Source organism: Microbacterium californiense (assembly GCF_047246625.1).
GTDB lineage: Bacteria > Actinomycetota > Actinomycetes > Actinomycetales > Microbacteriaceae > Microbacterium.
Genome location: NZ_JBFOKQ010000001.1, coordinates 2,094,319 through 2,118,690 on the forward strand (window position 1 = coordinate 2,094,319; position 24,372 = coordinate 2,118,690).

Consider the following 24,372-nt stretch of genomic DNA (forward strand, 5'->3'; position numbering starts at 1 on the left):
GGCGTCGCTCTGGCGAGCGTCAGCGTGCTTCTGGCTTCCGCGATGACGGTCGCGCAGATCGTCGGGACCGCGCCCCTCGGCCGACGGTGGCCCAGACGACCGCACGAGCGCGATCGCCGACGAGATGGCCGACAGCCCTTCCGCCCCTCCTGTGGAGCCGGTGCGGGAGCACTGGGAACGGGAAGGCTGGATGGTCATACCGCAGTTCGTGGGCATGACTCTCCCGGACGCGCAGAAGGCCGGGGAGGACCTGGGCCTGCGCATCTACGAGGACGACGCCAGCGAGGAGGATCGATCGGTATGGATCGCGTCCAACTGGGTGGTGGTGGCACAGGAGAAGCCGCCGGGAACGTTCGCACAGGAGGGTGATCAGGTGTTCCTGCGCATCCTCAAGCACGACGAGGTGACGACCGAGATCGCCGACGGTCGACGCAACGAGCTCCTGCACACGAACGAGCGGCTGTTCACCGGCGTGGTCACCGGCTATCGCGAGGAGGATCAGCAGGGACCCTCCACCGTCTACATCGACGACCGCCAGGTCGAGTTGGATCTCGTCACCCCGGTGGCGCCGCTCTGCGCGGACCCCTCTTCCACGGAGATCGTCGAAGCCCTGGGGGCGCTGAAGACGACACTCAGAATCGGACAGCGCGTGCTGGTGGTGATGAGCGATCCCGACACCGACGACGGTTTCGTCCATGTGCTGCCCGACGGCGCGAACGAGCCCGGTGTCGCTCGCCCGGCGGACTCGGCGAACGAGCAGCTCCTTCGCACGGGCTGGTGGGTTCCCGAGGGTCTCTCGGGCGGGCCCGGGCTGTACGGCGACTACAACGCCCCTGCCTCGTACGAGCCCTACTCGTACGAGGCGAGCGGGAACAGCGTCCGCGACGACTATGCGCCTCTTCTCGCGGCGGCGGCGGAAGAGACGGCGGCGAACTACGTCACCGGCGCCGGAGATTGCCGTCGTGCGGCGGAAGCGGAGGCGGAGGAGTGGCGACGGCGCGCGGTCGACAGCGCCGAGAGCGTGGAGAGATTCCGGCGTGAGCAGGAGCAACGCCGCACTCAGGGAACGTACTGCCGCGACGGCGACGGCGACGGGATCTGCCACGAGGGCTAGTCGCGCACCCGCTCCATGACCCGTCCGCCGTCGAGGACGGGATCCGTGCCCCGGGTCACTCGAGCGGGTCGCGGGCGATCGGGCAGGTCATGCAATGCCCGCCGCCGCGGCCGCGACCCAGCTCGGATCCGACGATGGTGATCACCTCGACGCCGGCCCGGCGCAGGGCGGCATTGGTGAGGGTGTTGCGGTCGTAGGTGAAGACGACGCCGGGTTCGAGCGCGACGGCGTTGTTGCCGGAGTCCCACTGCTGACGCTCGGACGCGTAGACGTCGCCCGCGGTCTCGACGACCCGCAGCGCGGACAGCCCCATCGACCGGGCGACGACGTCGACGAACGTCGTCCCCTCCTCGTCGGTGACCTCGACACCCGGCTTCCTGTCGCTCGGACGCAGGACGTAGGGGTGGATGGCATCGACGATGGCGGGGTGGATCGTGACGAGGTCGCGGTCGGCGAAGGTGAACACCGTGTCGAGGTGCATCGCGGCGCGGAGCTTCGGCATCCCTGCGACGACGACCTCGGTCGCGGCCCCCTGGTCGAACAGGCTCTTGGCGAGTTGGGTGATCGCCTGGCGCGAGGTCCGCTCGCTCATCCCGATCAGCACGACGCCGTTGCCGACGGGCATGACGTCGCCCCCTTCGAGCGTGGCCTGCGACCAGTCCTGCTCCGGGTCTCCCCACCAGACGGTCGAATCGGCGTAGTCGGGGTGGAAGGAGTAGATCGCCTTCATCAGGAGCGTCTCGTCCTTCCGCGCCGGCCAGTACAGCGGGTTGAGGGTCAGGCCGCCGTAGATCCAGCACGTCGTGTCGCGGGTGTACAGCGTGTTCGGCAGCGGCGGCAGGAGGTACTCGCGGGAGTCCGGGGTGTGACGGGCGAGCGACAGGTATCCACTGCGGACGTCCGTCGGAAGGTCGCGCACCGAGAGGCCGCCGATGAGGTACCGGGCGAGGTCGCGGGCGGGAAGCTCCTCGAGGAACGCACGGGTGTCGTCCACGAGCCCCAGGCCGACGCGGTTGGCGACCACGCGGCGGTCCAGCACCCACGAGCGCGCGTCGGGCAGGGCGATGGTCTGCGCGAGCAGATCGTGGAGCTCGACGACCTCGACCCCGCGGTTGGTGAGCTTGTTGACGAAGTCCAGGTGGTCGCGCTGGGCCGCCTCCACCCAGAGCACGTCGTCGAACAGCAGGTCGTCGGAGTTCGACGGCGTGAGCCGCTCCTGAGCCAGTCCCGGACTGCAGACCAGCACCTTTCGGAGACGCCCGACCTCGGAGTGGACGCCGTGGGACAGGGGAGTGCCGGTGATCGTGGTCAAGACGGTTCCTTTCGACGGATGCGAGCGGGACAGCGGGACTCAGATGGTCACCCAGCCGGCGATCAGCCCGATGACGGCGAGCACCGCCAGGCCGAGCACGACGAGGAACAGGGCGAGCTCTGCGGGGCTGAAGGCCCGACGCTTCTGTTCGCGGCGGGTGAGGGCGAACAGCACCGTGGCCGGTGCGTAGAACAGGAACGAGATGAGCAGGAGGTCGACGCCGGCGGCGAAGACGAGGAACGCGGTGTAGATCGTGGCCAGTGCCGCCACGATCAGATCGACGGTGAGCGTCGACGACCGCGCGCCCTCATAGGTCTCGCGCGTCAGGCGGAGCCGCAGCGCATACAGCGCCGCGAGCAGGAACGGGATGAGCGTCATCACCGCCGTCATGTCGAGCGCGAAGTCGAAGGCGTCCTCGGAGAAGTAGGTGAGCACCAGGACGACCTGGGACAGCATCGCACTCATCAGCAGGGCGTTCACCGGTACCCCGCGGTCGCTCTGGCGAGCCAGGAATCGCGGCATGTCGCGGTCCTTCGCCGCGACGAACAGCACCTCCGCCGCCATCAGCGTCCATGCCAGGTAGGCCCCGAGCACCGAGACGATCAGGCCGACCGAGACGAAGACGCTGCCCCAGGGGCCGACCGCGGCTTCGAGCACTCCCGCCATCGACGGCTGCCGCAGCTCTGCGATCTCGGCCATCGGCATCACGCCGTACGAGACGATCGTCACCGAGGCGAAGATGGCCAGCACGCTGAGGAAGCCCAGGATGGTCGCGCGCCCGACGTCTTCGCGCTTCCGGGCGTACCGCGAGTAGACGCTGGCGCCCTCGACGCCGAGGAACACGAACACCGTCACGAGCATCGTGCCGCGCACCTGCTCGAACAGCGTGCCGGCGTAGTCCGCGCCCTGCCAGTTCTCGGCGAACGCCGCCTGGTCGAAGACGAAGATCGCGAGGATCACGAAGACGATGATCGGGATCACCTTGGCGACCGTGACGATGCGGTTGATCGCGGCCGCCTCCTTGATGCCCCGCCGCACGAGCAGGAAGAACAGCCACAGTCCCGCCGACGACAGCGCGATCGCCAGCACCGTGTCTCCCGCGCCGAGCGCCGGGATCCACTGGCCCAGCGTCGACATGATGAGCACCCAGTACGTCACGTTCCCCACGCAGGCGCTCGCCCAGTACCCGGCGGCGGAGAAGAAGCCGGTGTACTCCCCGAACCCGGCCTTCGCGTAGGCGTAGACCCCGGCATCCAGGTCCGGCTTGCGCACGGCGAGGCGCTGGAAGACGAACGCCAGCATGAGCATCCCGGCGCCCGCCACCAGCCACGCGGTCAGCGCACCGGCCACCCCGGTCTCCTGGGCGAACCGGCGCGGCAGGGAGAACACCCCCGCTCCCACCATGGAGCCCACCACCATCGCCGACAGCGTCAGCAGCGACACGGTGGCGACAGCCGGCTGCGCCGGTCTCACGGTGCTTTCGGTCACGGCGGACCCCGCTTCTCACTCCGGTCGGACGTGCATGCAGACTGCGAGCAACAGAGAGGCGGCTCCCCGACGGAGAAACCGTCTTCCGCTACCAAAGGGAGCACAGCGCGCGCGATTGCGCAACGGGCTGTGTCCGCCGGAGGCCCAGCGGTAGGTCGAGCGCGGGCGGGTGTCCGCCCCGGATCACCTCGCGGGCGCGACCCGTGAGAGGAACGCCAGCACCCCGCGGTTGAACGCGGCGGGCTGCTCGATGTTGGCCCCGTGGCCGTCTTCGAGGATCACCGCCGACTCGCCGCGAGGGGCGAGCGCCGCGGCGGCGCGGGCGTGGCTGCTCGGCCACAGCTCGCTCTCTGCCCCCGCCACGAAGAGGACCGGCAGAGTCGTGCGGGCGATGACCGGACGCCAGTCGCGCGTCGCGTGGTCGTGCAGCAGCGCGAGTTGTCCGGGGGTCAGGTCGCCCCGGCCGGCGCTGCGCAGCAGCCGCAGCATCCGCACCAGGCGCAGCCCGCGACGCAGCAGAGGCGTGCCGACGCCGGTGTCGGGCACCCCGGTCGCGAAGAAGGTGTCGACGTTCGATTCGTCGTAGCCGTAGAAGCCGTGCGGCCAATCCGGGGTGTTGAGCATCTTCGGCGTCTGGTCGACGATGACGACCGCGGCCACCCGTGCGGCTCCGAACCGGTCGAGGAAGGACCAGACGGTGTTGCCTCCCATCGAGGCGCCGATGACGACGGCATCCGTGAGATCGAGCGTCTCCATGACCTCCTGCAGGTCGCGACCCCGCCGTGCCATGTCGACGCCGGTGTCGGGATGATCGCTCGCGCCGTGGCCGCGCACGTCGAGGGCGATCACACGGTAGCCCGCCGCGGTGAGCGGACGGATCTGGTAGCGCCAGCTCGTCGCGGCGGCCGTGAATCCGGCCAGGAGCACGACGGGCCGCCCGTCGGGATCGCCGTACTCCGCGTACACCAGCCGCACCCCGTCGTCGGTGACCAGCGGGGTGCTTCCGGCTCGCCGCAGAGGGCGTGCGCCGGCGCGGGAGTCCGTCTGATCTGCCACGCGTCCACCTCTCGTCCGTGTCGATCACTGTATCCGCCGTGCCGGATGCCCGCGGGCCTCCGTCCTCGCGCCCGCCCCGGTGTCGTTGCGGAGGCGTAGGGTCGAAGCCATGTGCGGCCGATTCGCGAACGACGCCCAGACCGACGAGCTGATCCAGGAGTATGTCGCCGAGGGCGGCAAGCCCGAGGACTGGTGGAAGTCGTGGGCGGGGGCGTACTCGATCGCGCCGACCGAGAGCGCCCCGATCGTGCGCGACCGTGGCGAGGGGCGCATCCTCGAACTCGTCCGCTGGGACTGGGAGAAGCCGGCGAACCGACCGAGCGGCGCCCCGATCATCAACGCCCGCGCGGAGAAGCTCGCGACGGGGTTCTGGGCGCCGGCGTTCTCGGCGGCCCGCTGCATCGTGCCCATGCGCGGCTACTTCGAGTGGACGGGCGAGAAGGGCGACAAGACGCCCCACTTCCTGCACGGCGACGGGATGCTGTCGGCCGCGGGGCTCACGTGGTCGATGCAGCTGCCGAACGGGGAGCGGTCGCGCTGCTTCGTCGTCATCACCCGGCAGGCGCGGGATGCCGGGGGCGAGGTGCACGATCGGATGCCGGCGTTCCTCACCCCCGACACGTGGGACGCCTGGCTGACGCCCGAGAAGCTGACGGGTCAGGTGAAGACCGACACGCTGGCGATGCTCGACCACACCTCGGCCGATGTCGCCGCGACGATCCACGAGTACGTCGTCGACCGCAAGGTCAACAACTCCCGCACGGTCGACCCGTCCGACCCGTCGATCCTCGAGCCGGTGGCCTGACATGGGAACCGTCGGCACCGCGACCCCCGCTGCGCGGCCACTCCTCGTCTTCGACGGCGACTGCGGCTTCTGCACCACGTGGGTCGGGCGGCTCGAACGGACTCTGTCGCGGTTCCCCGAGGCGCAGCCCTCGCAGTGGACCGACGTCGAGGCGCTCGGCCTCACCCGGGGCGACGTCACGCGCTACGTCTGGCTGCTGGCGGGCGGGAAGCGCTACCGAGGGCACGCGGCGTTCGCGGCGATGCTGCGGATGCAGCCTCAGGGGGTGGTGCGGTTCGCCGGACAGCTGCTGGTCACCCCGCCGTTCTCCTGGGCGGCCGCGGTCGGCTACGCGCTGATCGCCCGCTTCCGGCACCGTCTTCCCGGCGGCACGGCGGCGTGCGCCCTGCCGCGACCCGTCTGACCCGTCGGAAAACAGAGACGATCCCGGCATCCGTCGGCGAGGCGTCCCCGAGACACGCCGATCCCTCCGCGCCTCGTCTCCGTTCTCGCACGCCGTGGTGCGCCCACAGGACGGGCGTCGGAGCGGGGCGTCACTCCGGGAACTGTCGCAGCACAGCCGCCTCGATGCGCCGATGAACGTCGTCGCTCAACGCGACGAGCCGGACGCTCTCGACGCGCGTGGGTGTCTCCTGGATCGTGGTGACGGCGGCGTCGATCGCGTCGTCGAGCGGCCAGCCGTAGATGCCGGCGCTGACGAGCGGGAACGCGACGGTGGTCGCGCCGAGCTCGTCGGCGACGGCGAGCGAGCGGCGGTAGCAGGACTCGAGGAGCGAGCGATCGGTCTGGCCCGCGGTGCGGTTCGGGCCGACCGTGTGGATCACCCAGGTCGCGGGCAGGTCGCCGGCGGTCGTCCACCCGGCATCGCCGGTGCGCAGGCCGTGCGGGAAGCGGGCGATGCAGTCCGCGAGGATGCGGGGTCCGCCGGCGCGGTGGATGGCGCCGTCGACCCCGCCCCCTCCGCGCATCTGCGGGGAGGCGGCGTTGACGATCGCGTCGACGTGCTGCTGCGTGATGTCGCCCAGGACGGCGGTGACCTCGACCATGCGTCCAGCGTCGCACACCTGCCGGGCGAGGGGGCCGGATGCGTCAGCCGGCTCCGACCCTGCGCGCGAAGTCGTCCAGCAGCGAAGCCAGCGCCTCGGGCTGCGTGAGCGCGGCGTAGTGCCCGCCGGGCATCTCGACCGGTTCGATGCCCAGCCGTCCGCGGATGAGCCGGCGCATGAACTCGGGAGGGAAGAACCGATCCTCCGTGCAGACGATCCCCATCGTCGGGACGTCGGGGTAGCGCTCGCCGGGCCACGGCTCCGACAGCCACGTGCCCTGCTGGTCGCGCTCGTGGGCGCGCGCCTCCGCGGCCAGCTCCGCGGAGACGTCGTTGTAGTACACGGCCTCCGGGTCGTCGGGGACGTCCTCGCGGTCGTGCCCGGTGTTCTCCCACCAGTCCATGAAGACCTCCCCGGGCAGTGGGATCATGGCCGAGAGGTAGACGAGGCCGTCGGCGCCCAGCGCCTCGGCGGCGAGCGGCGCGGTGAAGCCGCCCAGGGAGTGGCCGACGACGATGACGCGGCCGCGGTCGCCGACGGCATCCGCCACCGTGCGGACGTAGTCGTCCAACCCGGCATCCGCGTCCTCCGTCGGCAGGTCGACCGCGACGGCCTCGTGGCCCAGGCGCTCCAGGAGCGGGGTGACGCGGTGCCAGTCCCAGCCGCTCGAGCCGCCGCCGTGGATGAGTGCGAACGTCGCCATGATGGCCTCCGAGGGATGTCGTCGCGCCGTCCCGGCACCGGCGCCGGGACCACGCGACACACGATAGCCCGGTCGCGCGGGCCCGGCCAGGGGCTCCGTCAGCGGCGCGGGCGCCCCGACGATCCGCGCACGATCAGCTCGTGGCTGGTGGCGATCGTCCGCGGCTCGTCGCTCGCCGGCCGGAGGATCAGCTCGACGGCGTGGCGCCCCATGTCGAACATCGGGATGCGCGCGGTCGTGAGGGCGGGGGCGACGTCGGCCGCGACGGCGATGTCGTCGAAGCCCACGACCGAGACCTCGTCGGGTACGCGGATGCCCTCGGTGCGCAGTTCGCTGAGGATGCCGATCGCCATGGCGTCGTTGAGGCCGACGATGGCGGTGACCCCGCGTCCGTGCAGCTCGCGCGCGCCGGCAATGCCGCCTTCGCGGGTGAACGCCTTCGACACGACGGTCAGCTCGACGTCGGCATCCGCGATCCCCTCGCGCAGCCCGGCGATGCGGTCGGAGACCGTGTTGAGGTCGAGGGGGCCGGCGACCACGCCGATGCGGCGGTGTCCGAGCTCGGCGAGGTGGCGGCCGACCGAGATGCCCGCACGGTGGTTGTCGGGCAGCACGGCGTCGACGGGAAGATGGTGGCGGCCGATGACGGCCGCGCGGCCGCCGGCGAGCGTGTAGTCGGTCAGCGCCGCCGCCATGCCCTCCTCGTGGCGGGCGTCGGCGTACCCCGAGCCGGCGATGATGATCGAGCCGACGCGCTGGCGCAGCAGGGCCTGCACCTGCGCGAGCTCGCTGCCGGGGGTACGGTCGGCCTGCGCGATCTGCACCGACCGGTTCTCGACGGTCGCGCTGCGGATCACGCCGCTGGCGATCTCGGAGAAGTAGGGGTCGCCGATCTCGTGCACCACGAGACCGATGGTCGGGACGAGCCCGCCGGCGAGCCCGCGGGCATGGAGGTTCGGCTCGTAACCCAGCTGCTGCGCGATGCGCCGCACGTGCGCCGCGACTTCGGGGGAGATGCCGGGGCCGCCGCTCATCGCGCGGGACGCGCTGGCCAGCGAGACGCCCGCGGCCTCGGCCACGTCGACGAGTCGTGGCGTGCCAGTACGCTTCACGAAGAACCTTCCCCCTGGAGCAAAATCGACGCTGATCGCGCTGTGGGTTGCTCTCGTATCCGCCCCCTACTATAGTGGCGGAAGCGCTTACGAAAGCGCTTTCGCTACGATGACGTAGGAGACTCGGATGACTGCACGCCGCCAAGGTCGACGGATTGCCGCAGCGATCGGCTCGTTGACGATCGCCGCCCTCACGGTTTCGGCCTGTTCCGGAACCGGAGACCAGTCGGGGGAAGGGGGTGGCTCGGACGACCCCATCGTCATCGGCATCTCGCTGCCGCTCACCGGCGACTTCTCAGAACCGGGCAAGGGCGTGGAGCGCGGCTACGAGGCCTGGCGCGACATCGTCAACGAGAACGGCGGACTGCTCGGCCGGCAGGTCGAGCTGAAGATCCTCGACGACCAGTCCAACGCCGACCGCGTGGTCTCGGACTACGAGTCGCTCATCGCCCAGGACGGCGTCGACCTCGTGTTCGGCCCCTTCTCGACGCGCCTCGTCGTTCCCTCCGCCCGGGTCGCGCAGGAGTACGGCATGCTCTTCGTCGAGCCGGCCGGCGCCGCCGCCGAGGTGTTCGAGCAGGGCTTCGACAACCTCTTCTACGCGGCGCCCGCGATCGCGAACGACCACTACAACAACCTGGCCGACTACCTGCTCGCGCTGCCGGAGGACCAGCGGCCCGAGACCGCCGCGGTCGCCGCGATGGACGACCCGTTCGCCCAGGGCACCGCCTACGGGCTCCGCGACAAGCTGGAGGAGGCGGGCGTCGAAATCCTCGTCGACGAGGTGTACCCGCCGAACACGACGGACTTCTCGACGATCGCCGCGAAGATCGCGCAGTCGGATGCCGACATCGTGATCGGCGGCACCCAGTACCAGGACGCCGTGAACCTCATCATCGCGCTGCAGCAGCTGAACTACCAGCCGGAGCTCGCGGCGTTCTCGACCGCCCCGACCAACCCCGAGTTCGCCTCCGCGATCGGCGGGGCCACCGAGGGCATCCTCGCCCCCACGGGGTACTCGCCGGACTCGCAGTTCCCCAGCAACATCGAGTTCGTCGAGAAGTACACCGAGATGCACGGCAACCCGCCGGCCGAGGACGAGGCGAACGCCTACACGACCGGCCAGGTCGTGGCCGCCGCCGTCGAGGCCGTCGGCTGCGCCGAGCAGGGCGAGTGCCAGCAGAAGCTCATCGACTGGCTCCGCGACAACGAGGTGGAGACCGTGGTCGGTCCGCTGAGCTGGGACGAGACGGGCAAGCCCACCGGCGCCCACCTCATCCAGCAGTGGGTCGGCGGCGAGATCCGCATCGTCCTCCCCGAGGACGTCAAGGAGACCGACTTCCTCTTCCCGAAGCCGGCGTGGTGATCCGCGTATCGTGAGCGGTTCTCTCCTCCTCCAAAGCCTGATCCTCGGCGTGCTGCTGGGAGGGCTCTACGCCCTCCTGGCCGCAGGCCTCACCCTCTACTTCGGCATCATGCGCGTGGTGATGATCGCGCACTCCGCCTTCCTGATCCTCGCCGCGTACCTCGCGTGGTGGTTCAACCGGGAGACGGGGATCGACCCCCTGGTGTCGCTGGTCGTCACCGTGCCGCTGTTCTTCCTGACCGGCGTCGTGATGCAGCGCCTGCTGGTCTCGCGGCTGAAGCCCCTGACGCTCACGATGATGTCGGTGCTGCTCACCTTCGCGGTGGCGCTCATCATCGAGGGCGCACTCGGGTTCTTCTTCTCGGGCACCCAGCGCCGCATCCCGCTGCCGTACGCCAGTGCGAGCCTCGAGGTGCTCGGCGCGCAGGTGCCGGTCGTCAAGCTCATCGCGTTCGGTCTCGCCGCCGTGGCTCTGGCAGGACTCTTCGTCCTGCTGAAGTACACGCGGTTCGGCCAGGCGCTGCGGGCGACCATCCAGCATCCCGAGGCGGCTCGCCTGGTCGGCATCAACACCGACCGGGTCGCGGGCTACGGCTTCGGACTGGGTCTCGCCACGGCGGCGATCGGCGGCACGGCGCTGTCGCTCGACGCCACGATCTACCCCTCGCTGCACTGGCACTGGATCGGCCCGCTCATGGCGATCATCGTCGTCGGCGGTCTCGGCAGCATCCCGGGCGCGGCCATCGCGGCCCTCGTCCTCGGGATCGCGCAGAGCCTGCTCCAGCTGCCGCTGGGACCGACGTGGGCGCAGACGGTGTTCTACGTCGCCCTCTTCGCCACGCTCATGTTCCGCCCGCAGGGATTCTTCGGAGGTCGTCTTGCCCAGCGTTTCTAGCAGAGAGCCGATCCCCACCGAGACGGTGGTGGTCGCGCCGCCCGCGCCCGTGCGTCGACGTTCGACGACCTGGGTGCGCATCGTCCTGATCCTGATCGGGGCGGCCCTCATCCTGTCGTTCCCGACGATCGCGCCGAACCCGTACATCCTGTCGGCCGGCGTCGTGATCCTGAACTACGCCGTCCTGTCGACGGGGTGGAACTTCATGGGGGGGTTCACGGGGTACATCTCCCTGGGACACGCCGCCTACTTCGGGCTCGGCGCCTACGGCACGGGCCTGCTGATCAAGTATCTGGCGCTCCCCGGCTTCGTCGCCTGGATCCTCGCCACGGTGCTGGTCGCGGTGGTCGCGATCCCGATCGGCATCGCCGCCCTCCGGGTGCGCGGAGCCTCGTTCGTGATCGTCTCGATCGCCTTCGTGCTCATCATGCTGCTCGTGTTCCAGAGCTGGCGCGACGTCACCGGCGGCTCCGAGGGGCTCAACGTCCCCCGGCCCTTCCCGGGGATGCTCCGCCCGGACCACCACCGGATCTTCTTCTACCTGTTCGTGCTGATCCTCGCGATCGCGCTGCTGACGTGGTGGATCATCGACCGGTCGAAGTTCGGCACCGCCCTGAAGTCGATCCGCGAGGACGAGGACAAGGCCCAGTCGCTGGGCGTGCCCACCACCCGCTACAAGCTCATCGCGTACATCCTCTCGGCGTTCTTCGTGGCGCTGGGCGGCGGGCTCTACGCGCTGTGGTTCGGCGACCTCGACCCGATCTTCCAGTTCTCGATCCTCATCGGGTCGTACATGGTGCTCATGGCGCTCCTGGGCGGTGTGCGCAATCTGTTCGGTCCGCTGCTCGGCGCCGTGGTCGTGGGCGTCGCGCTGGAGTACTTCAAGCTCGAGTTCGGCGACACCCAGTTCCACCTGATCGCCACCGGCATCCTGCTCGGCATCGTCGTGCTGTTCATGCCGGACGGCGTGATCCCGTCGGTCATGTCGCTGCTGCGCCGCAAGTCCGACCAGGCGTCCATCCGCGAGATCACCGCCGCCGAGCTGCTCGAGCAGAACGAGTCGCGTCGGGCCACCGTCCCCGCATCGACGCGAACAGCGGATGCCTCGACCGAGGAGAGGTCATCATGAACGCCGCCACCACCACGCTCGAGAGCCTGAGCACGGCCTCGATGACGAAGTCCTTCGGCGGGGTCACCGCGGTGGACGGCGCCTCGGTGGCCTTCCACGAGGGCAAGGTCAATGGACTGATCGGGCCGAACGGCTCGGGCAAGACGACCTTCTTCAACTGCGTCACGGGCATGATCAAGCCGGACTCCGGCGAGGTCCGCTACCGCGGCCAGGAGATCACCCGGAAGTCGCCCGACCGTATCGCGCGGGCCGGGATCGGGCGCAGCTTCCAGCTGTGCCGGGTGTTCCCGCGGATGACCGTGATGGAGAACCTGCTGGTCGCCGTCCGCAGCACGAGCATCCGCCGTCAGCTGCGCTCGGCCCACGACCCCGACGAGCTCGAGCGGGCGCGCGGATGGCTGCGCCGCGTCGGCATCGACCACCTCGAGCACGCCGAGGCGCGCAACCTCAGCTACGGCCAGCAGAAGCTGCTGGAACTCGCGGGCGTGCTCATGGGCGAACCCGACACGATCATGCTCGACGAGCCGGCGGGCGGCGTGAACCCCGCCCTCATCGGGCGCATCGCCACCCTCGTGCGCGAGCTCAACGAGGAGGGCAAGACGTTCATCATCGTCGAGCACAACATGGAGATGGTCATGAGCCTCTGCGACCACGTCGTCGTCTTCGACCGCGGCCGTCCGATCGCCGAAGGAACCCCCGAGATCATCCAGCAAGACCCGCGAGTCCTGGAGGCCTACCTTGGAGTCTGAAGCGAAGTACCTGCTGGAGCTGCGCGACATCGAAGCCGGATACGGCCGAGCGGCGCTCGTGCTCCGCGGCCTCACCGTCGAGGTGCCCCCGGGATCGGTGGTCTGCCTCGTCGGGCCGAACGGCGCGGGCAAGTCGACCGTGCTCAAGGTCGCCAGCGGCATGCTCAAGCCCCGGTCGGGCAGCATCCGCGTCGACGGGCGCGACATCACCGGCGACGGTCCGCAGTCGATGCTGCGCAACGGCCTCGCGCACGTGCTCCAGGGCCACAGCGTGTTCCGCGAGATGACGATCGGCGAGAACGTGATGCTCGGCGCCTTCACCCTGAAGGACCAGAAGGTGATCCAGGAGCGCGTCGAGTTCGTGCAGAACCTCTTCCCCATCGTGGGGGAGCGGTGGAAGCAGCTCGCCGGACTCCTGTCGGGCGGCCAGCAGAAGCAGGTCGAGTTCGCGCGCTCGCTCATGGTGAGCCCGAAGGTCGTGCTGCTCGACGAGCCCTCCATGGGCCTCGACCCCAAGACGACCGAGAAGGTCTTCGAGCAGGTCGTGCGCATGCGGGATGCCGGCACCGCCGTGCTGCTCGTGGAGCAGAACGCGCGGCGCGCGCTCGAGACCGCCGACATCGGCTGCGTGCTCGACCTCGGACGCGTGCACATCTCGGGCCCGGCATCCGAGCTGCTCGCCGATCCGACCCTGGCCGCGCTCTACCTGGGCGGCAAGCCCGCGGCCCGCTGAGCTCCCGCTCACGACGCGGACCCCCGACACCGTGCACCGCACATCCACGACGCAAGAACGGAACGAGATGTCCCTTACCACCACCGCCTCGACCGAGGCGCCCGCTCCCGCGAAGACGCGGGAGATCGGCATCATCATGAACGGCGTCTCCGGACGCATGGGCTACCGGCAGCACCTCGTGCGCTCGATCCTCGCGATCCGCGACCAGGGCGGCATCGAGCTCTCGGACGGCACGCGCGTGACCGTGCGCCCCCTGCTCGTCGGACGCAGCGAGCAGAAGCTCGCCGAGCTCGCCGAGCGCCACGGCATCGAGGACTACACGACCGACCTCGACGCCGCGCTGGCCGATCCGCGCTGGGAGATCTACGCCGACTTCCTCGTGACCAAGGCCCGGGCGGCGGCGCTGCGCAAGGCCATCGCCGCCGGCAAGACCATCTACACCGAGAAGCCCACCGCCGAGTCGGTGGAGGAGTCGCTGGAGCTCGCGCGGCTGGCCCGCGAGGCCGGCGTCAAGACCGGCGTGGTGCACGACAAGCTGTACCTCCCGGGCCTGCAGAAGCTGAAGCGGCTCATCGACTCCGGCTTCTTCGGGCGCATCCTCTCGGTGCGCGGCGAGTTCGGGTACTGGGTGTTCGAGGGCGACTGGCAGCCGGCGCAGCGGCCGAGCTGGAACTACCGCACCGAAGACGGCGGCGGCATCATCGTCGACATGTTCCCGCACTGGAACTACGTGCTCGAGAACCTGTTCGGCACGGTCGAGACCGTCTACGCGCAGGCGGCGGTGCACATCGCCGACCGGTGGGATGAGAACGGCGAGCACTACACCGCCACCGCCGAAGACGCCGCCTACGGCATCTTCGAGCTCGAGGGCGGCATCGTGGCGCAGATCAACTCCTCGTGGACCGTGCGGGTGAACCGCGACGAGCTCGTCGAGTTCCACGTCGACGGCACCCTGGGCTCGGCGGTCGTCGGGCTGTTCGGCGCCAAGATCCAGCACCGCAACGCGACCCCGAAGCCGGTGTGGAACCCCGACCTGGCCGACGACCACGACTACGACGCGGACTGGGCGGAGGTGCCCACGAACGACGTGTTCCAGAACGGGTTCCGCCAGCAGTGGGAGGAGTTCCTGGAGTCGTACGTGCAGGGCACCGACTACGCGTTCGATCTGCTCGCGGGCGCCCGCGGCGTGCAGCTGGCCGAGGCCGGCCTGGAATCCGCGCGTGAGGGCCGCAAGATCGAGCTGACCCCGCTCGCGCTGGAGTGACCGGCATGCGCGGACTGACACTGCTCGCCGCGGACGGCACGACGTCCGAGGCGGACCTGGCGGAAGCGCCCGGGTACGCGCGACCCGACGGCGCCCTGCGCAGTCGCGTCGCCTACGCGGCCGCCCATGTGGTGCCGAAGACCTCCGGCGACAACACGCCGGGGCGCCCGGCCGACGTGGACTGGGACGCCACGCTCGCCTTCCGCCGCCACGCCTACGCGTGGGGGCTGGGGGTGGCCGACGCCATGGACACCGCCCAGCGGAACATGGGCCTGGATGCCGCGGCCACCCGCGAGCTCATCGCCCGCTCGGCCGAGGTCGCGCGGGAGGAGGGCGGCTCGGTCGTGGTCGGGGTCAACACCGATCACATCGACGACGAGCACATCTCCGTGGATGCCGTGATCGACGCGTACAAGTCGCAGCTCCACTTCACGGAGGAGCAGGGCGCGGGTCCGGTGCTCATGGCCTCGCGGCATCTGGCGCGCGCGGCGCAGTCGGCCGACGATTACCGCCGGGTGTACCGCGAGGTGCTGGGCGCCGCGACCACCCCGGTCGTGCTGCACTGGCTGGGCACCGCGTTCGACCCGCAGCTGGTGGGCTACTTCGGCTCGGACGACTGGCGTCTGGCCTCGGACGTGCTGCTCGAGATCATCGAGGAGAACCCCGACCGGGTGGCGGGAGTCAAGATGAGCCTGCTGGACGCCGCCTCCGAGGTGGCGGTGCGCGACCGGCTGCCCGAGGGTGTGCGCATGTTCACGGGCGACGACTTCAACTACGTCGGGCTGATCGGCGGCGCCGAGGTTCCCGCCGCGACGCAGCCGGTCAGCGCGTCGGCGACGCCGCGCAGCCATTCCGACGCGCTCCTCGGGGCGTTCGCGGCGCTCACCACCTCGGCATCCGCCGCGATCCAGGCGCTGGATGCCGGCGACCCCGACCGGTACCTCGAGATCCTCGGCCCGACCGAGGCGCTCAGCCGGCAGATCTTCGCGGCGCCGACCTTCTACTACAAGACCGGCGTGGCCTTCATGTCCTGGCTCAACGGCCATCAGACGGCCTTCCAGATGGTGGGCGGCCTGCACTCGGCGCGCAGCCTTCCGCACCTCTCCCGCATCGTCGAGCTCGCCAACGCGGCCCGCGCGCTGGAGCAGCCCGAACTCGCCGCCGAGCGCTGGCACGCGATGCTGCGGCTGAACGGAGTGATCGCATGAACGCCCCCGACCCCCGGCTCTCGATCAATCAGGCGACGATCAAGCACGCCGACCTCCGGACGGCGCTCGACGTCACGCGCGGGGCGGGGATCCAGGCGATAGGGCTGTGGCGCGAGCCGGTCAACGCCGTCGGGCTGACGACCGCCGCCGCGATGCTCTCCGACTCGGGGCTGCGCTTCACCACGCACTGTCGGGGCGGGTTCTTCACGGCATCCGACGACCGGCAGCGGCAGGCGTCCCTCGACGACAACCGGACAGCGATCGACGAGACGGCGGCGCTGGCGGATGCCGGGGCGCCGGGGTCGACGGCCGTGCTGGTGCTCGTCGCCGGCGGCCTCCCGGAGGGGTCGCGCGACATCGCGGGCGCCCGGGAGCGGGTGCGCGATGCGATCGGCGACCTGGCGCCGTACGCCGAGGCCGCCGGGGTGACCCTCGCGATCGAGCCCCTGCATCCGATGTACGCGACCGACCGCTGCGTCGTCTCGACCCTCGGCCTGGCGCTCGACATCGCCGCCGACTTCGACCCGCACGTGGTGGGGGCCGCCGTGGACACCTTCCACATCTTCTGGGACCCGCAGGTGCTCGATCAGATCGCCCGCGCCGGCCGGGAGGGGCGCATCGCCACCTACCAGGTGTGCGACTGGAAGACGCCGCTGCCCGCCGACGTGCTGCTCAGCCGGCACTACCCGGGCGAGGGCGTCATCGACCTGCGGACACTGACGGAGGCCGTCGTCGCGACCGGCTACGACCGCGACATCGAGGTCGAGATCTTCCACGCCGACATCTGGGCCGACGATCCGGCCGCGGTCGTGCGGAAGACGGCCGAGGCGTTCGGACGCAGCGTGTCGCCCTTCCTCGCCCCCGCCGCGGCGCGCGCATGACCGCGACGCCGGTCGCGGCCCGCGCGAGCCCGCGCGGCGTCGGCGCGCGCGTAGCGTGGTGACCGTGACATCGGTCGTCTTCGCCCCCGACAGCTTCAAGGGCACGATCGCCGCCGCCGACGCCGCGGCCGCGCTCGCCGCCGGGTGGGCGTCGGTGCGACCGGGCGACCGGCGGGTGCTGCGGCCCCTGGCCGACGGGGGAGAGGGCACGCTCGACGCGTTCGCCGCGGCCGTCGACGGCGCGGTGCGCGTGCCGGTGACCGTGACAGGACCCGACGGGGCGCCGACGGATGCCGCGTGGCTGCGCCTGCCCGCGACGCCCGATGCGCCCGGGGGGACGGGCGTCGCCGAGCTCGCGTCGACGAGCGGCATCGAGCTGCTCGGTGACCGGCGCCTGGGGGAGGACGCGCACACTCTGGGCTTCGGGCAGGCCGTTGCCGCGGCCCTCGACGCGGGGGTCTCGCGGCTGGTGCTCGGCATCGGGTCGAGTGCGTCGACCGACGGAGGAGCCGGGATGCTCACGGCCCTCGGCGCGCGTTTCCTCGACGACGCCGGTGCGCCGATCCCGCTGGGGTCGCGGGGGCTGCGGCACGCGGCATCCGTTGATCCGAGCGGGCTGCATGCTCTGCCGCCGGGTGGCGTGGTCGTGCTGAGCGACGTCACCAACCCGCTGCTCGGGCCCAGCGGCGCGGCCGCGGTGTTCGGCCCCCAGAAGGGGCTGGATGCTCCAGGGGTGCAGCGCGCCGACGCGGGTCTCGCACGCCTCGCCGCGCTGCTCTCCGCCGATCCCGCCACGCCGGGGGCGGGCGCGGCAGGCGGCACCGGGTTCGGTCTGCTGGCCTGGGGCGCCCGGCTGGTCGCCGGCTCGCGCGAGGTGGGGGAGCTCGTGAGCCTCCCCGCTGCGCTCGCCGATGCCGCGGTCGTCGTCACGGGAGAGGGGGCGTTCGACGGGCAGTCGGGGGCCGGCAAGGTGCCGTCGTACGTCGCGACGGCGGCGGCCGCCGCCGAGGTGCCCGCGTTCCTCGCGGCCGGGCGTATCGCGGCCGATGCCGACACCGGCGCCTTCGCCGCCGTCGCCTCGCTCACCGGACTCGCGGGGTCGGGCGAGGCCGCGATGCGCCATCCCGCACAGTGGCTGCAGGCCGCCGGCGCCGTGCTCGCCCACGGTTTCGCGGCGCGCTGACCGTCAACGACTTGGGCGGACGACTCGAGCCGATCGTCCGAGTCTCACCGGCCGGAGAGCGTCGCGGGGATGTCCCGGCTGCTGTGCAACAGTCGATGCACCCGAACGGCGTCCTCGTCGTCGGTGGAGAACATCACATAGTCGAACCGCTTCATGGCGATGTCACGCAGCCCGGGGATGTGGGTTTCGAGCGCGAAGCGGGAGGATCCGATCGAGGGGAACTCCGCAAGGAGATCGCGGAGGAGCTGCAACTCGTCGATGAAGGCGCGGACCGTCTCAGGGCGTCCTGCGGTGAGGAGGTAGTCCAGCGCCGAGTCGATGTCGTCGTCCGCCTGGCGGGACGTGACGACCCGACGGGCTGTCACTCCGCGGGCGTTTCGTTCGAGCGAACCCGCTGTCGCAGGCGCTCGAAGTAGTCGTCGTCCAGCTCCGATCCCGGCCCGGATCTCATTCCGTCGACGACCAGAGCGCGGAGAGCAGTCCGATCCTGTTCGGTGCGAATCAGGTCTCGGACGAACTCGCTGCTCGTGCCGAAGCCCCGCGCCTCCACCTGCTCTTCGACGAAGTCCTTCATGGACTCGGGAAGCGAGATGTTCATGGTGCTCATGTATCAACGGTACGGCGATTGACAAAGTTTGCCAACCCTTGCCCCCACGGTGGTCACGGGCTACATTGCTACGAAAGCGGTTGCGAAAGCGCTTACGCACGAATGAACGCGCCGCTGATCGTCCTCTCCTCTGCAGTGCCGCCCCGGGGAGGAGCGCGACACCACATCGGCACGACACCACACGACGATGACGTTGAGAGGTCTCTGATGCAGGAACGAATCGAGCGGTCCACGAAGGCGAGCCGGCGGACGGATGCCGTTCCGCGCCCAGGTCGACGACGGCGGAGGGCCACGGCGGCCGTCATCGCGACCACCATGATCGGGGCGCTGTTCGCCGCTGCCCCGGCCGCCGCCGACGAGCCGTTCACCGAGGTGATCGACTTCGAGCAGTACACGCGCACCGCTCTGAACGGGCAGGACGGCTGGACGGCATCCGCTGCTCCACAGGTCGTCGCCGACCCGCTCAACGGCAACAACCAGGTCGTCGAGTCGGTAGGCGGTGGTCAGCAGGCCGTCCGCGCGATCCCGGCGATCGCCGAGGGCACCACGGGCACGCTCTTCTTCCGCTTCCTCCGCATCGGGAGCGTCGACACGTCGTTCGGGCTGACCGACGTCGACGCCCCGAACGACTACGTGCACAGCCGCGCCTACGTCAACAACCAGAACGACGACGTGCTGCGCGTGCGCGACGGCGGCTCGTTCAAGCCCGCCGGCGTCTGGTCGCGCGACGCGTGGCAGTGCGTCTGGATCGTCGCCGACAACGCGACCGACAAGGTCGCCGTCTACAGCCAGGGCGGCGCCTACGACGAGATCACGCGTCTGCCCGAGGGGACCGAGCAGCAGTTCGGGTTCCGCCAGGCCGTGAACGGCGACCTGGATCGCTTCTTCTGGAAGAACGGGGCATCGAGCGCCGGACGCCTGCTGCTCGACGACGTCGCCGTCGACACCTCGGGCGAGAACCTGGCGATCGCGACGGGCAACGCCGGCGACTGCGCGGCGGGCGACACCCCCGCGCAGCCGCTGCTGAACCCGCTCCCCGATCCCGCGCTCGCGACGCTCGGCATCGAGGTGACCGAGCTCGCACAGCTGCCCGCGTCGCAGACGACCCCGGCCACGCAGGACCCGCGGCTCGTGCGGCACAACCGCATCACCCACCTCGACGAGGTCCCCGACGGCTCGGGGCGCCTGATGGTGCCCGACAACAACGCGATCCTCTACCTGGTCGACAAGGAGACCGGCGCGCACGTGCCCTACCTGAACGTCCGCGACGAGTTCGTCGACAACTTCCACAACAGCGCCGGACTGGGCACGGGACTCGGTGCCGCCGAGTTCCACCCCGACTTCGCCGACAACGGGCTGTTCTACACCGTGCACACCGAGGGCGGGACGGCCCTGACCCAGGACACCCCCGACTTCCCCGCCTACGGCAACACGCAGTTCCACAGCGTCATCACGGAGTGGAAGGCGTCGGACCCCTCGGCCGAGACCTTCGCGGGCTCGCACCGCGAGGTCATGCGCATCCCGTTCGGCGGGCGCGTGCACACCGTCCAGCAGATCGCGTTCAACCCCACCGCCGAGCCGGGGAGCGCCGACGACGGCATCCTCTACATCCTGGTCGGCGACGGCGGCAACGGGGTCGGCAACGGCAACCCGCAGGACCTCGCCACGCCGCAGGGCAAGATCCTGCGCATCGACCCCACCGGTGACGACAGCGAGAACGGCGCGTACGGCGTGCCCGACGACAACCCGTTCGTCGACGAGGAGGGGGCGCTGTCCGAGATCTACGCGGTCGGCATGCGCGACCCGCACCGGATCAGCTGGGACCCCGAGGGCGACCACACCATGTACCTCGCCCACATCGGCGAATGGCAGGTCGAGTCGATCTACGCGGTCGAGGCGGGCGACAACTTCGGATGGTCGGTGCGCGAGGGGTCGTTCCTCGCCGACAACCGGCAGATCTTCCCGCTGCCGGAGGACGACGCCGAGAACGGCTTCACGTACCCCGTGGCCGCCTACGACCACAATCGCGACCCCGGGCAGACCGGCGACGCGGGCGTGGCCGTGAACGGCGGGTTCGTGTACCGCGGTGAGATCGAGGCGCTGCAGGGCCGCTACCTGTTCACCGACCTGGTGCGCGGGTGGGTGCTGTCCACGCAGGCCGACGAGATGGTGCGAGGCGACGGCGACATCGAGGACCTCGCCACGATCGAGCAGCTCCGGGTGTTCCACGACGGGGTCGAGACGACGTTCCCGGAGCTGGTCGGCGACACGCGCGTCGACCTGCGGTTCGGGTCGGATGCCGACGGCGAGCTGTACCTGGTGTCGAAGGCGAACGGCAAGATCTGGAAGGTCACCGGCGCCCGCGAGGCAGGACCGGCCTCGCCGTTCGTGCTGCCGGAGCTCGCACGGAACCTGGTGACGCACTACGACTTCGACCACCCGGCCGCCGATCCGAAGGTCGAGCTCGACCAGGGGCTCTCGGGCACCGACATCTCGCTCATCAACGGCGGCGTCGAGCAGCGGGTCGCGGATCGCGCGTACCCGGGCGCCGGCAAGGCGCTGCAGACCCAGCAGATGAGCCCGACCACGGCGTCGAACGACGACTGGAAGGCCGGGGTGTACGACGCCTCGGGCGTCGACACGCTCGGTGACTTCGCCGGAGCCGAGGAGATCTCGGTGATGGGCTGGTTCAAGCCGACGGGCGACCACCCGGCGCTGAACTCCGGCACCGCGAACCCGGACGACGTCTACAACGCGATCGGGCTGGCGGGCGTGCTCACGGGCACCTCCGACGGGCACGCGGTGCGGGCACTGCTCGAGGTGATCACGGTGGACGGCGAGCTCAAGCTCGTCGCCCTCGGACGCCGCGTCGACGGCGCCGGCTCCTGGACGTTCGCCGCCGACCTGCCGTGGGACGAGATCCTGAAGAAGGGGCAGTGGGTGCACCTCGCGGCCACCTTCGACTTCGCGGGCGGCGAGATGAAGCTGTTCATGAACGGCGCCGAGCTCGCCGGCGAGTACACGACCTCGAACCCGTGGGGCGCCGGGGCCACGAGCGACACCGCTCCGGCCGGCATCAAGATCGGCGGCAGCTTCCCGCAGAACACGCGGGAGGCGAACCCCTTCCACGGACGGATGGACGACGTGATGCTGCTCGACACGGTGCCGACCGCCGAGCAGATCGCCGCCCAGTACGCCCTGTACGCCGTGCCTCCGGTCGAGCCGCCCGCGCCCGCGGCCTGCACGCCCGACGGCGAGGTCGTCACCGACGTGATGGCGGCCGACGACTGGGCGCCGCGCACGCCGTCGAAGTGGGAGTTCCCCGGCGACGAGATCGTGCTCACCGAACCGGGCACGAACCCCGACGACGGCATCCGCCGGCCGTTCGAGTACGCCGTGCTCACCGAGGGGCCGGTGCTCGGGTCGTTCGCCCTCGACGCGCAGGTGCGCCTCGACGAGAAGGCGTCGGTCAACAACCGCGACGTCATCATCGTCTTCGGCTGGCAGTCCGACACGCAGTACTACTACGCGCACCTGTCGAAGGACAACACGATCTACCCGCACAACGGCATCTTCAAGGTGGACGACGCCGACCGCGAGCGGATCGACGACCAGTGGGACGGCACGGTCGGCGCGCCGCCCGCCGTCACCGACGAGGAGTGGCACGACGTGCGCGTCGTCCGCTGCGCCGAGACCGGGGACATCGCCGTCTACGTCGACGGACTCGATGCTCCGCTCCTGACCGCGAACGACACCACGTTCCCCGAGGGGCGGGTGGGCTTCGGCTCGTTCGACAACTTCGGGCGCCTGCGCGACCTCACCGTCACCGCCGCCGCGACCGACACCGCCGCCCCGGCGGTCACGGTGAAGGCCGAGCCGGGGGCGACGGTCGGCCGCGACGGCGTCTATTCGAAGGTGTCGTTCAAGCTGAACGACGCGGGCGACGTCGACCGGCTCACGCTCAACGGCGTCGAGAAGGATCTGACGGATGCCGTCTGGTCGGACCTCAACGGCGTCGCTCCCGGGTCGCTCGGAGCCGTCGAGGGTGCGAACACCCTGGTGGTCTACGACGCGGCGGGCAACGCCACGACCGTGCGCTTCACGCTCGACGTGACCGCGCCGACCGTGACGGTCAAGACCGACGGCTCGTCGACCGCCGCCGACGGCGCCTACGCCCGGGTGTCGTTCAAGCTCCACGACGCGAACCGGATCGACCGGCTCACGGTCAACGGCGTGGCGAAGGACCTGACCGACAACGTCTGGTCGGACCTCAACGCCGTCGCACCGGGCGCGTTCGGGGCCGTGGCGGGGGCGAACACGCTGGTCGTGTACGACGTGGCCGGCAACGCCACGACCGTGCCGTTCACGCTGGCCGGCGCCGCGCAGTAGGCCGGCCTGCCGCCACCGACAGGGAGTCCCCGGGAGACCGGGGGCTCCCTGCGTCCGTGCCTGCCGGGGCGGGTCACCCGGCAGGGGGTCTTCCCCCTAAGGGTGGTGCGGGAATACCCGGATGCGTCCCCGATGCGTGAGGCGGATGCCGAGACGAGGCTGTACCCATCACACAATCAGTCGGGGCCGAGCCCCGGGATGGGATCACTGAAATGGCTATCGAACTGACCGACGCCGAGAACTCGGGCGCCATCGCGGACTCGCTGAACGACAGCTCCGACAACTCGTGGACCGACAACTCGGACAACTCCGACAACTCGGACAACTCGGACAACAGCACGACGGACAACAGCGACAACAGCGACAACTCCGACAACTCGACGACCGACAACTCGGACAACTCCGACAACAGCGACAACAGCACGACGGACAACAGTTGGACGGACAACTCGGACAACTCCGACAACTCCATGACCGACAACTCCGACAACTCGATGACCGACAACTCGGACAACTCCGACAACTCGGACAACAGCGACAACTCGGACAACTCGGACAACAGCGACAACTCCACGACCGACAACTCGATCGACGTGAGCCTCTCCGACTCGTTCAACGACAACTCCGTGGACGACCACTCGGTCAGCGCCGGCATGCGCACGTACAACGCGGGCATCGACTTCGGCTCGGGCGGCGCGGGCGCGGCAGCGGCGGCGGGGGCCGCATCGATCCAGGTGCACAACACGGTCGCGGACCAGTCGTCGAACAACAACTTCTCCGGTGGGGGAGACGTCAGCCTCGCCCAGCACAGCAACTCCGTCATCGCGTCGGGAACCGACTCGATCGCGGCGGCCGGAGACGTCACACAGACGACGACGCTCACCGAGACGACGAACATGACGGCGGGTGGGGACCTGAACCTCAACAGCACGTTCGACGTGAGCAACGTGGTCGGCTCCTACAACACCTGGACCGACAGCTCGGTGAACACCGACAACTCGACGTACACGGACATCGACGACTCCTACAACCAGGAGATGGACGTGCACATCGATGACATCGCCGTGGACTCGTTCAACGACGACTACGACACCACCGTCACGGATTCGTTCAATGACACCGCGACGTTCGACACTGACGTCGATGTGGCTGTCGACCTGGACGCGGTGCTGGGGAACACCGCGACCGACGTCGACGGGGACGTCAGCTTCTGACGGGGGAACGTCCGGTGCTCGGCCCGGCCACTCGACGGAGCGGCCGGGCCAGAGTCCTGACCACCGGGAGTCCTTTCTCCCGGACATCATCGCCGGCGGGCGCCTCCCGCCGTGATCC

General features: G+C 70.2%; 22 protein-coding genes. 14 read left to right on the top strand and 8 right to left on the bottom strand.

Going from position 1 to position 24,372, the window contains the following annotated elements; all coding sequences use genetic code 11:
- The first annotated feature begins 190 nt into the window (after positions 1 to 190).
- Positions 191 to 1,114, top strand: coding sequence for a PASTA domain-containing protein (locus tag AB3M82_RS10015; RefSeq protein WP_412957551.1), 924 nt, complete (start codon positions 191 to 193; stop codon positions 1,112 to 1,114).
- 55 nt (positions 1,115 to 1,169) lie between these two features.
- Here AB3M82_RS10015 and AB3M82_RS10020 read toward each other — a convergent pair whose 3' ends face one another.
- The 3 genes from AB3M82_RS10020 to AB3M82_RS10030 form a co-directional block, all read right to left on the bottom strand.
- Positions 1,170 to 2,426, bottom strand: a complete 1,257-nt coding sequence (locus AB3M82_RS10020) for an arginine deiminase (RefSeq protein WP_412957553.1) — start codon at positions 2,424 to 2,426, stop codon at positions 1,170 to 1,172.
- 39 nt (positions 2,427 to 2,465) lie between these two features.
- The gene (locus tag AB3M82_RS10025; protein WP_412957556.1) at positions 2,466 to 3,914 is read right to left on the bottom strand and encodes a basic amino acid/polyamine antiporter; all 1,449 of its coding nucleotides are present in this window, start codon (positions 3,912 to 3,914) and stop codon (positions 2,466 to 2,468) included.
- Positions 3,915 to 4,097: 183 nt separating this feature from the next.
- On the bottom strand, positions 4,098 to 4,970 hold the full coding sequence (locus AB3M82_RS10030) for an alpha/beta fold hydrolase (RefSeq protein WP_412957558.1): 873 nt from the start codon (positions 4,968 to 4,970) through the stop codon (positions 4,098 to 4,100).
- 109 nt (positions 4,971 to 5,079) lie between these two features.
- On the opposite strand from AB3M82_RS10030, the gene AB3M82_RS10035 reads away from it, so the two are divergent.
- Complete coding sequence (locus AB3M82_RS10035; RefSeq protein WP_412957560.1) at positions 5,080 to 5,775, top strand: SOS response-associated peptidase; 696 nt, start codon at positions 5,080 to 5,082, stop codon at positions 5,773 to 5,775.
- A 1-nt stretch (position 5,776) separates the two neighbouring features.
- Positions 5,777 to 6,178, top strand: a complete 402-nt coding sequence (locus tag AB3M82_RS10040) for a thiol-disulfide oxidoreductase DCC family protein (protein WP_412957562.1) — start codon at positions 5,777 to 5,779, stop codon at positions 6,176 to 6,178.
- A gap of 130 nt (positions 6,179 to 6,308) precedes the next feature.
- On the opposite strand, the gene AB3M82_RS10045 is transcribed toward AB3M82_RS10040, so the two are convergent.
- The 3 genes from AB3M82_RS10045 to AB3M82_RS10055 form a co-directional block, all read right to left on the bottom strand.
- Positions 6,309 to 6,821, bottom strand: coding sequence for an O-acetyl-ADP-ribose deacetylase (locus AB3M82_RS10045; RefSeq protein WP_412957564.1), 513 nt, complete (start codon positions 6,819 to 6,821; stop codon positions 6,309 to 6,311).
- A 43-nt stretch (positions 6,822 to 6,864) separates the two neighbouring features.
- Complete coding sequence (locus tag AB3M82_RS10050; RefSeq protein ID WP_412957566.1) at positions 6,865 to 7,524, bottom strand: alpha/beta fold hydrolase; 660 nt, start codon at positions 7,522 to 7,524, stop codon at positions 6,865 to 6,867.
- 98 nt (positions 7,525 to 7,622) lie between these two features.
- Positions 7,623 to 8,636, bottom strand: a complete 1,014-nt coding sequence (locus AB3M82_RS10055) for a LacI family DNA-binding transcriptional regulator (protein ID WP_412957569.1) — start codon at positions 8,634 to 8,636, stop codon at positions 7,623 to 7,625.
- A 127-nt stretch (positions 8,637 to 8,763) separates the two neighbouring features.
- Here AB3M82_RS10055 and AB3M82_RS10060 point away from each other — a divergent pair, with 127 nt between their 5' ends.
- From AB3M82_RS10060 to AB3M82_RS10100, 9 genes are all read left to right on the top strand, one after another.
- Positions 8,764 to 10,002, top strand: coding sequence for an amino acid ABC transporter substrate-binding protein (locus tag AB3M82_RS10060; protein ID WP_412957570.1), 1,239 nt, complete (start codon positions 8,764 to 8,766; stop codon positions 10,000 to 10,002).
- A 10-nt stretch (positions 10,003 to 10,012) separates the two neighbouring features.
- Positions 10,013 to 10,897, top strand: a complete 885-nt coding sequence (locus AB3M82_RS10065) for a branched-chain amino acid ABC transporter permease (RefSeq protein ID WP_412957572.1) — start codon at positions 10,013 to 10,015, stop codon at positions 10,895 to 10,897.
- Complete coding sequence (locus AB3M82_RS10070; RefSeq protein WP_412957574.1) at positions 10,881 to 12,026, top strand: branched-chain amino acid ABC transporter permease; 1,146 nt, start codon at positions 10,881 to 10,883, stop codon at positions 12,024 to 12,026. The genes AB3M82_RS10065 and AB3M82_RS10070 overlap by 17 nt, the downstream gene beginning before the upstream one ends.
- Entirely contained in the window at positions 12,023 to 12,775 is a 753-nt protein-coding gene (locus tag AB3M82_RS10075) for an ABC transporter ATP-binding protein (protein ID WP_412957576.1), read from the top strand. The genes AB3M82_RS10070 and AB3M82_RS10075 overlap by 4 nt, the downstream gene beginning before the upstream one ends.
- Positions 12,765 to 13,508: an ABC transporter ATP-binding protein gene (locus AB3M82_RS10080; RefSeq protein WP_412957577.1), complete on the top strand. Its 744-nt coding sequence runs from the start codon at positions 12,765 to 12,767 to the stop codon at positions 13,506 to 13,508. The genes AB3M82_RS10075 and AB3M82_RS10080 overlap by 11 nt, the downstream gene beginning before the upstream one ends.
- 67 nt (positions 13,509 to 13,575) lie before the next feature.
- On the top strand, positions 13,576 to 14,772 hold the full coding sequence (locus AB3M82_RS10085; protein WP_412957578.1) for a Gfo/Idh/MocA family protein: 1,197 nt from the start codon (positions 13,576 to 13,578) through the stop codon (positions 14,770 to 14,772).
- A gap of 5 nt (positions 14,773 to 14,777) precedes the next feature.
- The gene (locus tag AB3M82_RS10090; RefSeq protein ID WP_412957579.1) at positions 14,778 to 15,980 is read left to right on the top strand and encodes a DUF993 family protein; all 1,203 of its coding nucleotides are present in this window, start codon (positions 14,778 to 14,780) and stop codon (positions 15,978 to 15,980) included.
- Positions 15,977 to 16,861 (top strand): sugar phosphate isomerase/epimerase family protein, encoded by an 885-nt coding sequence (locus AB3M82_RS10095; protein WP_412957581.1) that lies wholly within the window; start codon positions 15,977 to 15,979, stop codon positions 16,859 to 16,861. The genes AB3M82_RS10090 and AB3M82_RS10095 overlap by 4 nt, the downstream gene beginning before the upstream one ends.
- A gap of 64 nt (positions 16,862 to 16,925) precedes the next feature.
- On the top strand, positions 16,926 to 18,044 hold the full coding sequence (locus tag AB3M82_RS10100) for a glycerate kinase (RefSeq protein WP_412957583.1): 1,119 nt from the start codon (positions 16,926 to 16,928) through the stop codon (positions 18,042 to 18,044).
- Between the two features lie 44 nt (positions 18,045 to 18,088).
- On the opposite strand, the gene AB3M82_RS10105 is transcribed toward AB3M82_RS10100, so the two are convergent.
- On the bottom strand, positions 18,089 to 18,409 hold the full coding sequence (locus AB3M82_RS10105; RefSeq protein WP_412957585.1) for a type II toxin-antitoxin system RelE/ParE family toxin: 321 nt from the start codon (positions 18,407 to 18,409) through the stop codon (positions 18,089 to 18,091).
- On the bottom strand, positions 18,406 to 18,651 hold the full coding sequence (locus AB3M82_RS10110) for a ribbon-helix-helix domain-containing protein (RefSeq protein ID WP_412957588.1): 246 nt from the start codon (positions 18,649 to 18,651) through the stop codon (positions 18,406 to 18,408). Before AB3M82_RS10110 ends, AB3M82_RS10105 begins: the two co-directional genes overlap by 4 nt.
- A gap of 207 nt (positions 18,652 to 18,858) precedes the next feature.
- Here AB3M82_RS10110 and AB3M82_RS10115 point away from each other — a divergent pair, with 207 nt between their 5' ends.
- Together AB3M82_RS10115 and AB3M82_RS10120 are read left to right on the top strand one after the other, a co-directional pair.
- The gene (locus tag AB3M82_RS10115) at positions 18,859 to 23,040 is read left to right on the top strand and encodes a PQQ-dependent sugar dehydrogenase (RefSeq protein WP_412957590.1); all 4,182 of its coding nucleotides are present in this window, start codon (positions 18,859 to 18,861) and stop codon (positions 23,038 to 23,040) included.
- Between the two features lie 212 nt (positions 23,041 to 23,252).
- Entirely contained in the window at positions 23,253 to 24,254 is a 1,002-nt protein-coding gene (locus AB3M82_RS10120; RefSeq protein ID WP_412957593.1) for a hypothetical protein, read from the top strand.
- The last annotated feature ends 118 nt before the right edge of the window (positions 24,255 to 24,372 follow it).

Excerpts from the sequence above, each read along its gene's own strand:
- AB3M82_RS10040 (WP_412957562.1), top strand. The coding sequence starts at position 5,777 with ATGGGAACCGTCGGCACCGCGACCCCCGCTGCGCGGCCACTCCTCGTC.
- AB3M82_RS10115 (WP_412957590.1), top strand. The coding sequence starts at position 18,859 with ATGCAGGAACGAATCGAGCGGTCCACGAAGGCGAGCCGGCGGACGGAT.
- AB3M82_RS10110 (WP_412957588.1), bottom strand. The coding sequence starts at position 18,651 with ATGAGCACCATGAACATCTCGCTTCCCGAGTCCATGAAGGACTTCGTC.
- AB3M82_RS10060 (WP_412957570.1), top strand. The coding sequence starts at position 8,764 with ATGACTGCACGCCGCCAAGGTCGACGGATTGCCGCAGCGATCGGCTCG.
- AB3M82_RS10085 (WP_412957578.1), top strand. The coding sequence starts at position 13,576 with ATGTCCCTTACCACCACCGCCTCGACCGAGGCGCCCGCTCCCGCGAAG.
- AB3M82_RS10075 (WP_412957576.1), top strand. The coding sequence starts at position 12,023 with ATGAACGCCGCCACCACCACGCTCGAGAGCCTGAGCACGGCCTCGATG.
- AB3M82_RS10035 (WP_412957560.1), top strand. The coding sequence starts at position 5,080 with ATGTGCGGCCGATTCGCGAACGACGCCCAGACCGACGAGCTGATCCAG.
- AB3M82_RS10090 (WP_412957579.1), top strand. The coding sequence starts at position 14,778 with ATGCGCGGACTGACACTGCTCGCCGCGGACGGCACGACGTCCGAGGCG.
- AB3M82_RS10050 (WP_412957566.1), bottom strand. The coding sequence starts at position 7,524 with ATGGCGACGTTCGCACTCATCCACGGCGGCGGCTCGAGCGGCTGGGAC.
- AB3M82_RS10045 (WP_412957564.1), bottom strand. The coding sequence starts at position 6,821 with ATGGTCGAGGTCACCGCCGTCCTGGGCGACATCACGCAGCAGCACGTC.
- AB3M82_RS10095 (WP_412957581.1), top strand. The coding sequence starts at position 15,977 with ATGAACGCCCCCGACCCCCGGCTCTCGATCAATCAGGCGACGATCAAG.
- AB3M82_RS10015 (WP_412957551.1), top strand. The coding sequence starts at position 191 with ATGGTCATACCGCAGTTCGTGGGCATGACTCTCCCGGACGCGCAGAAG.
- AB3M82_RS10120 (WP_412957593.1), top strand. The coding sequence starts at position 23,253 with ATGGCTATCGAACTGACCGACGCCGAGAACTCGGGCGCCATCGCGGAC.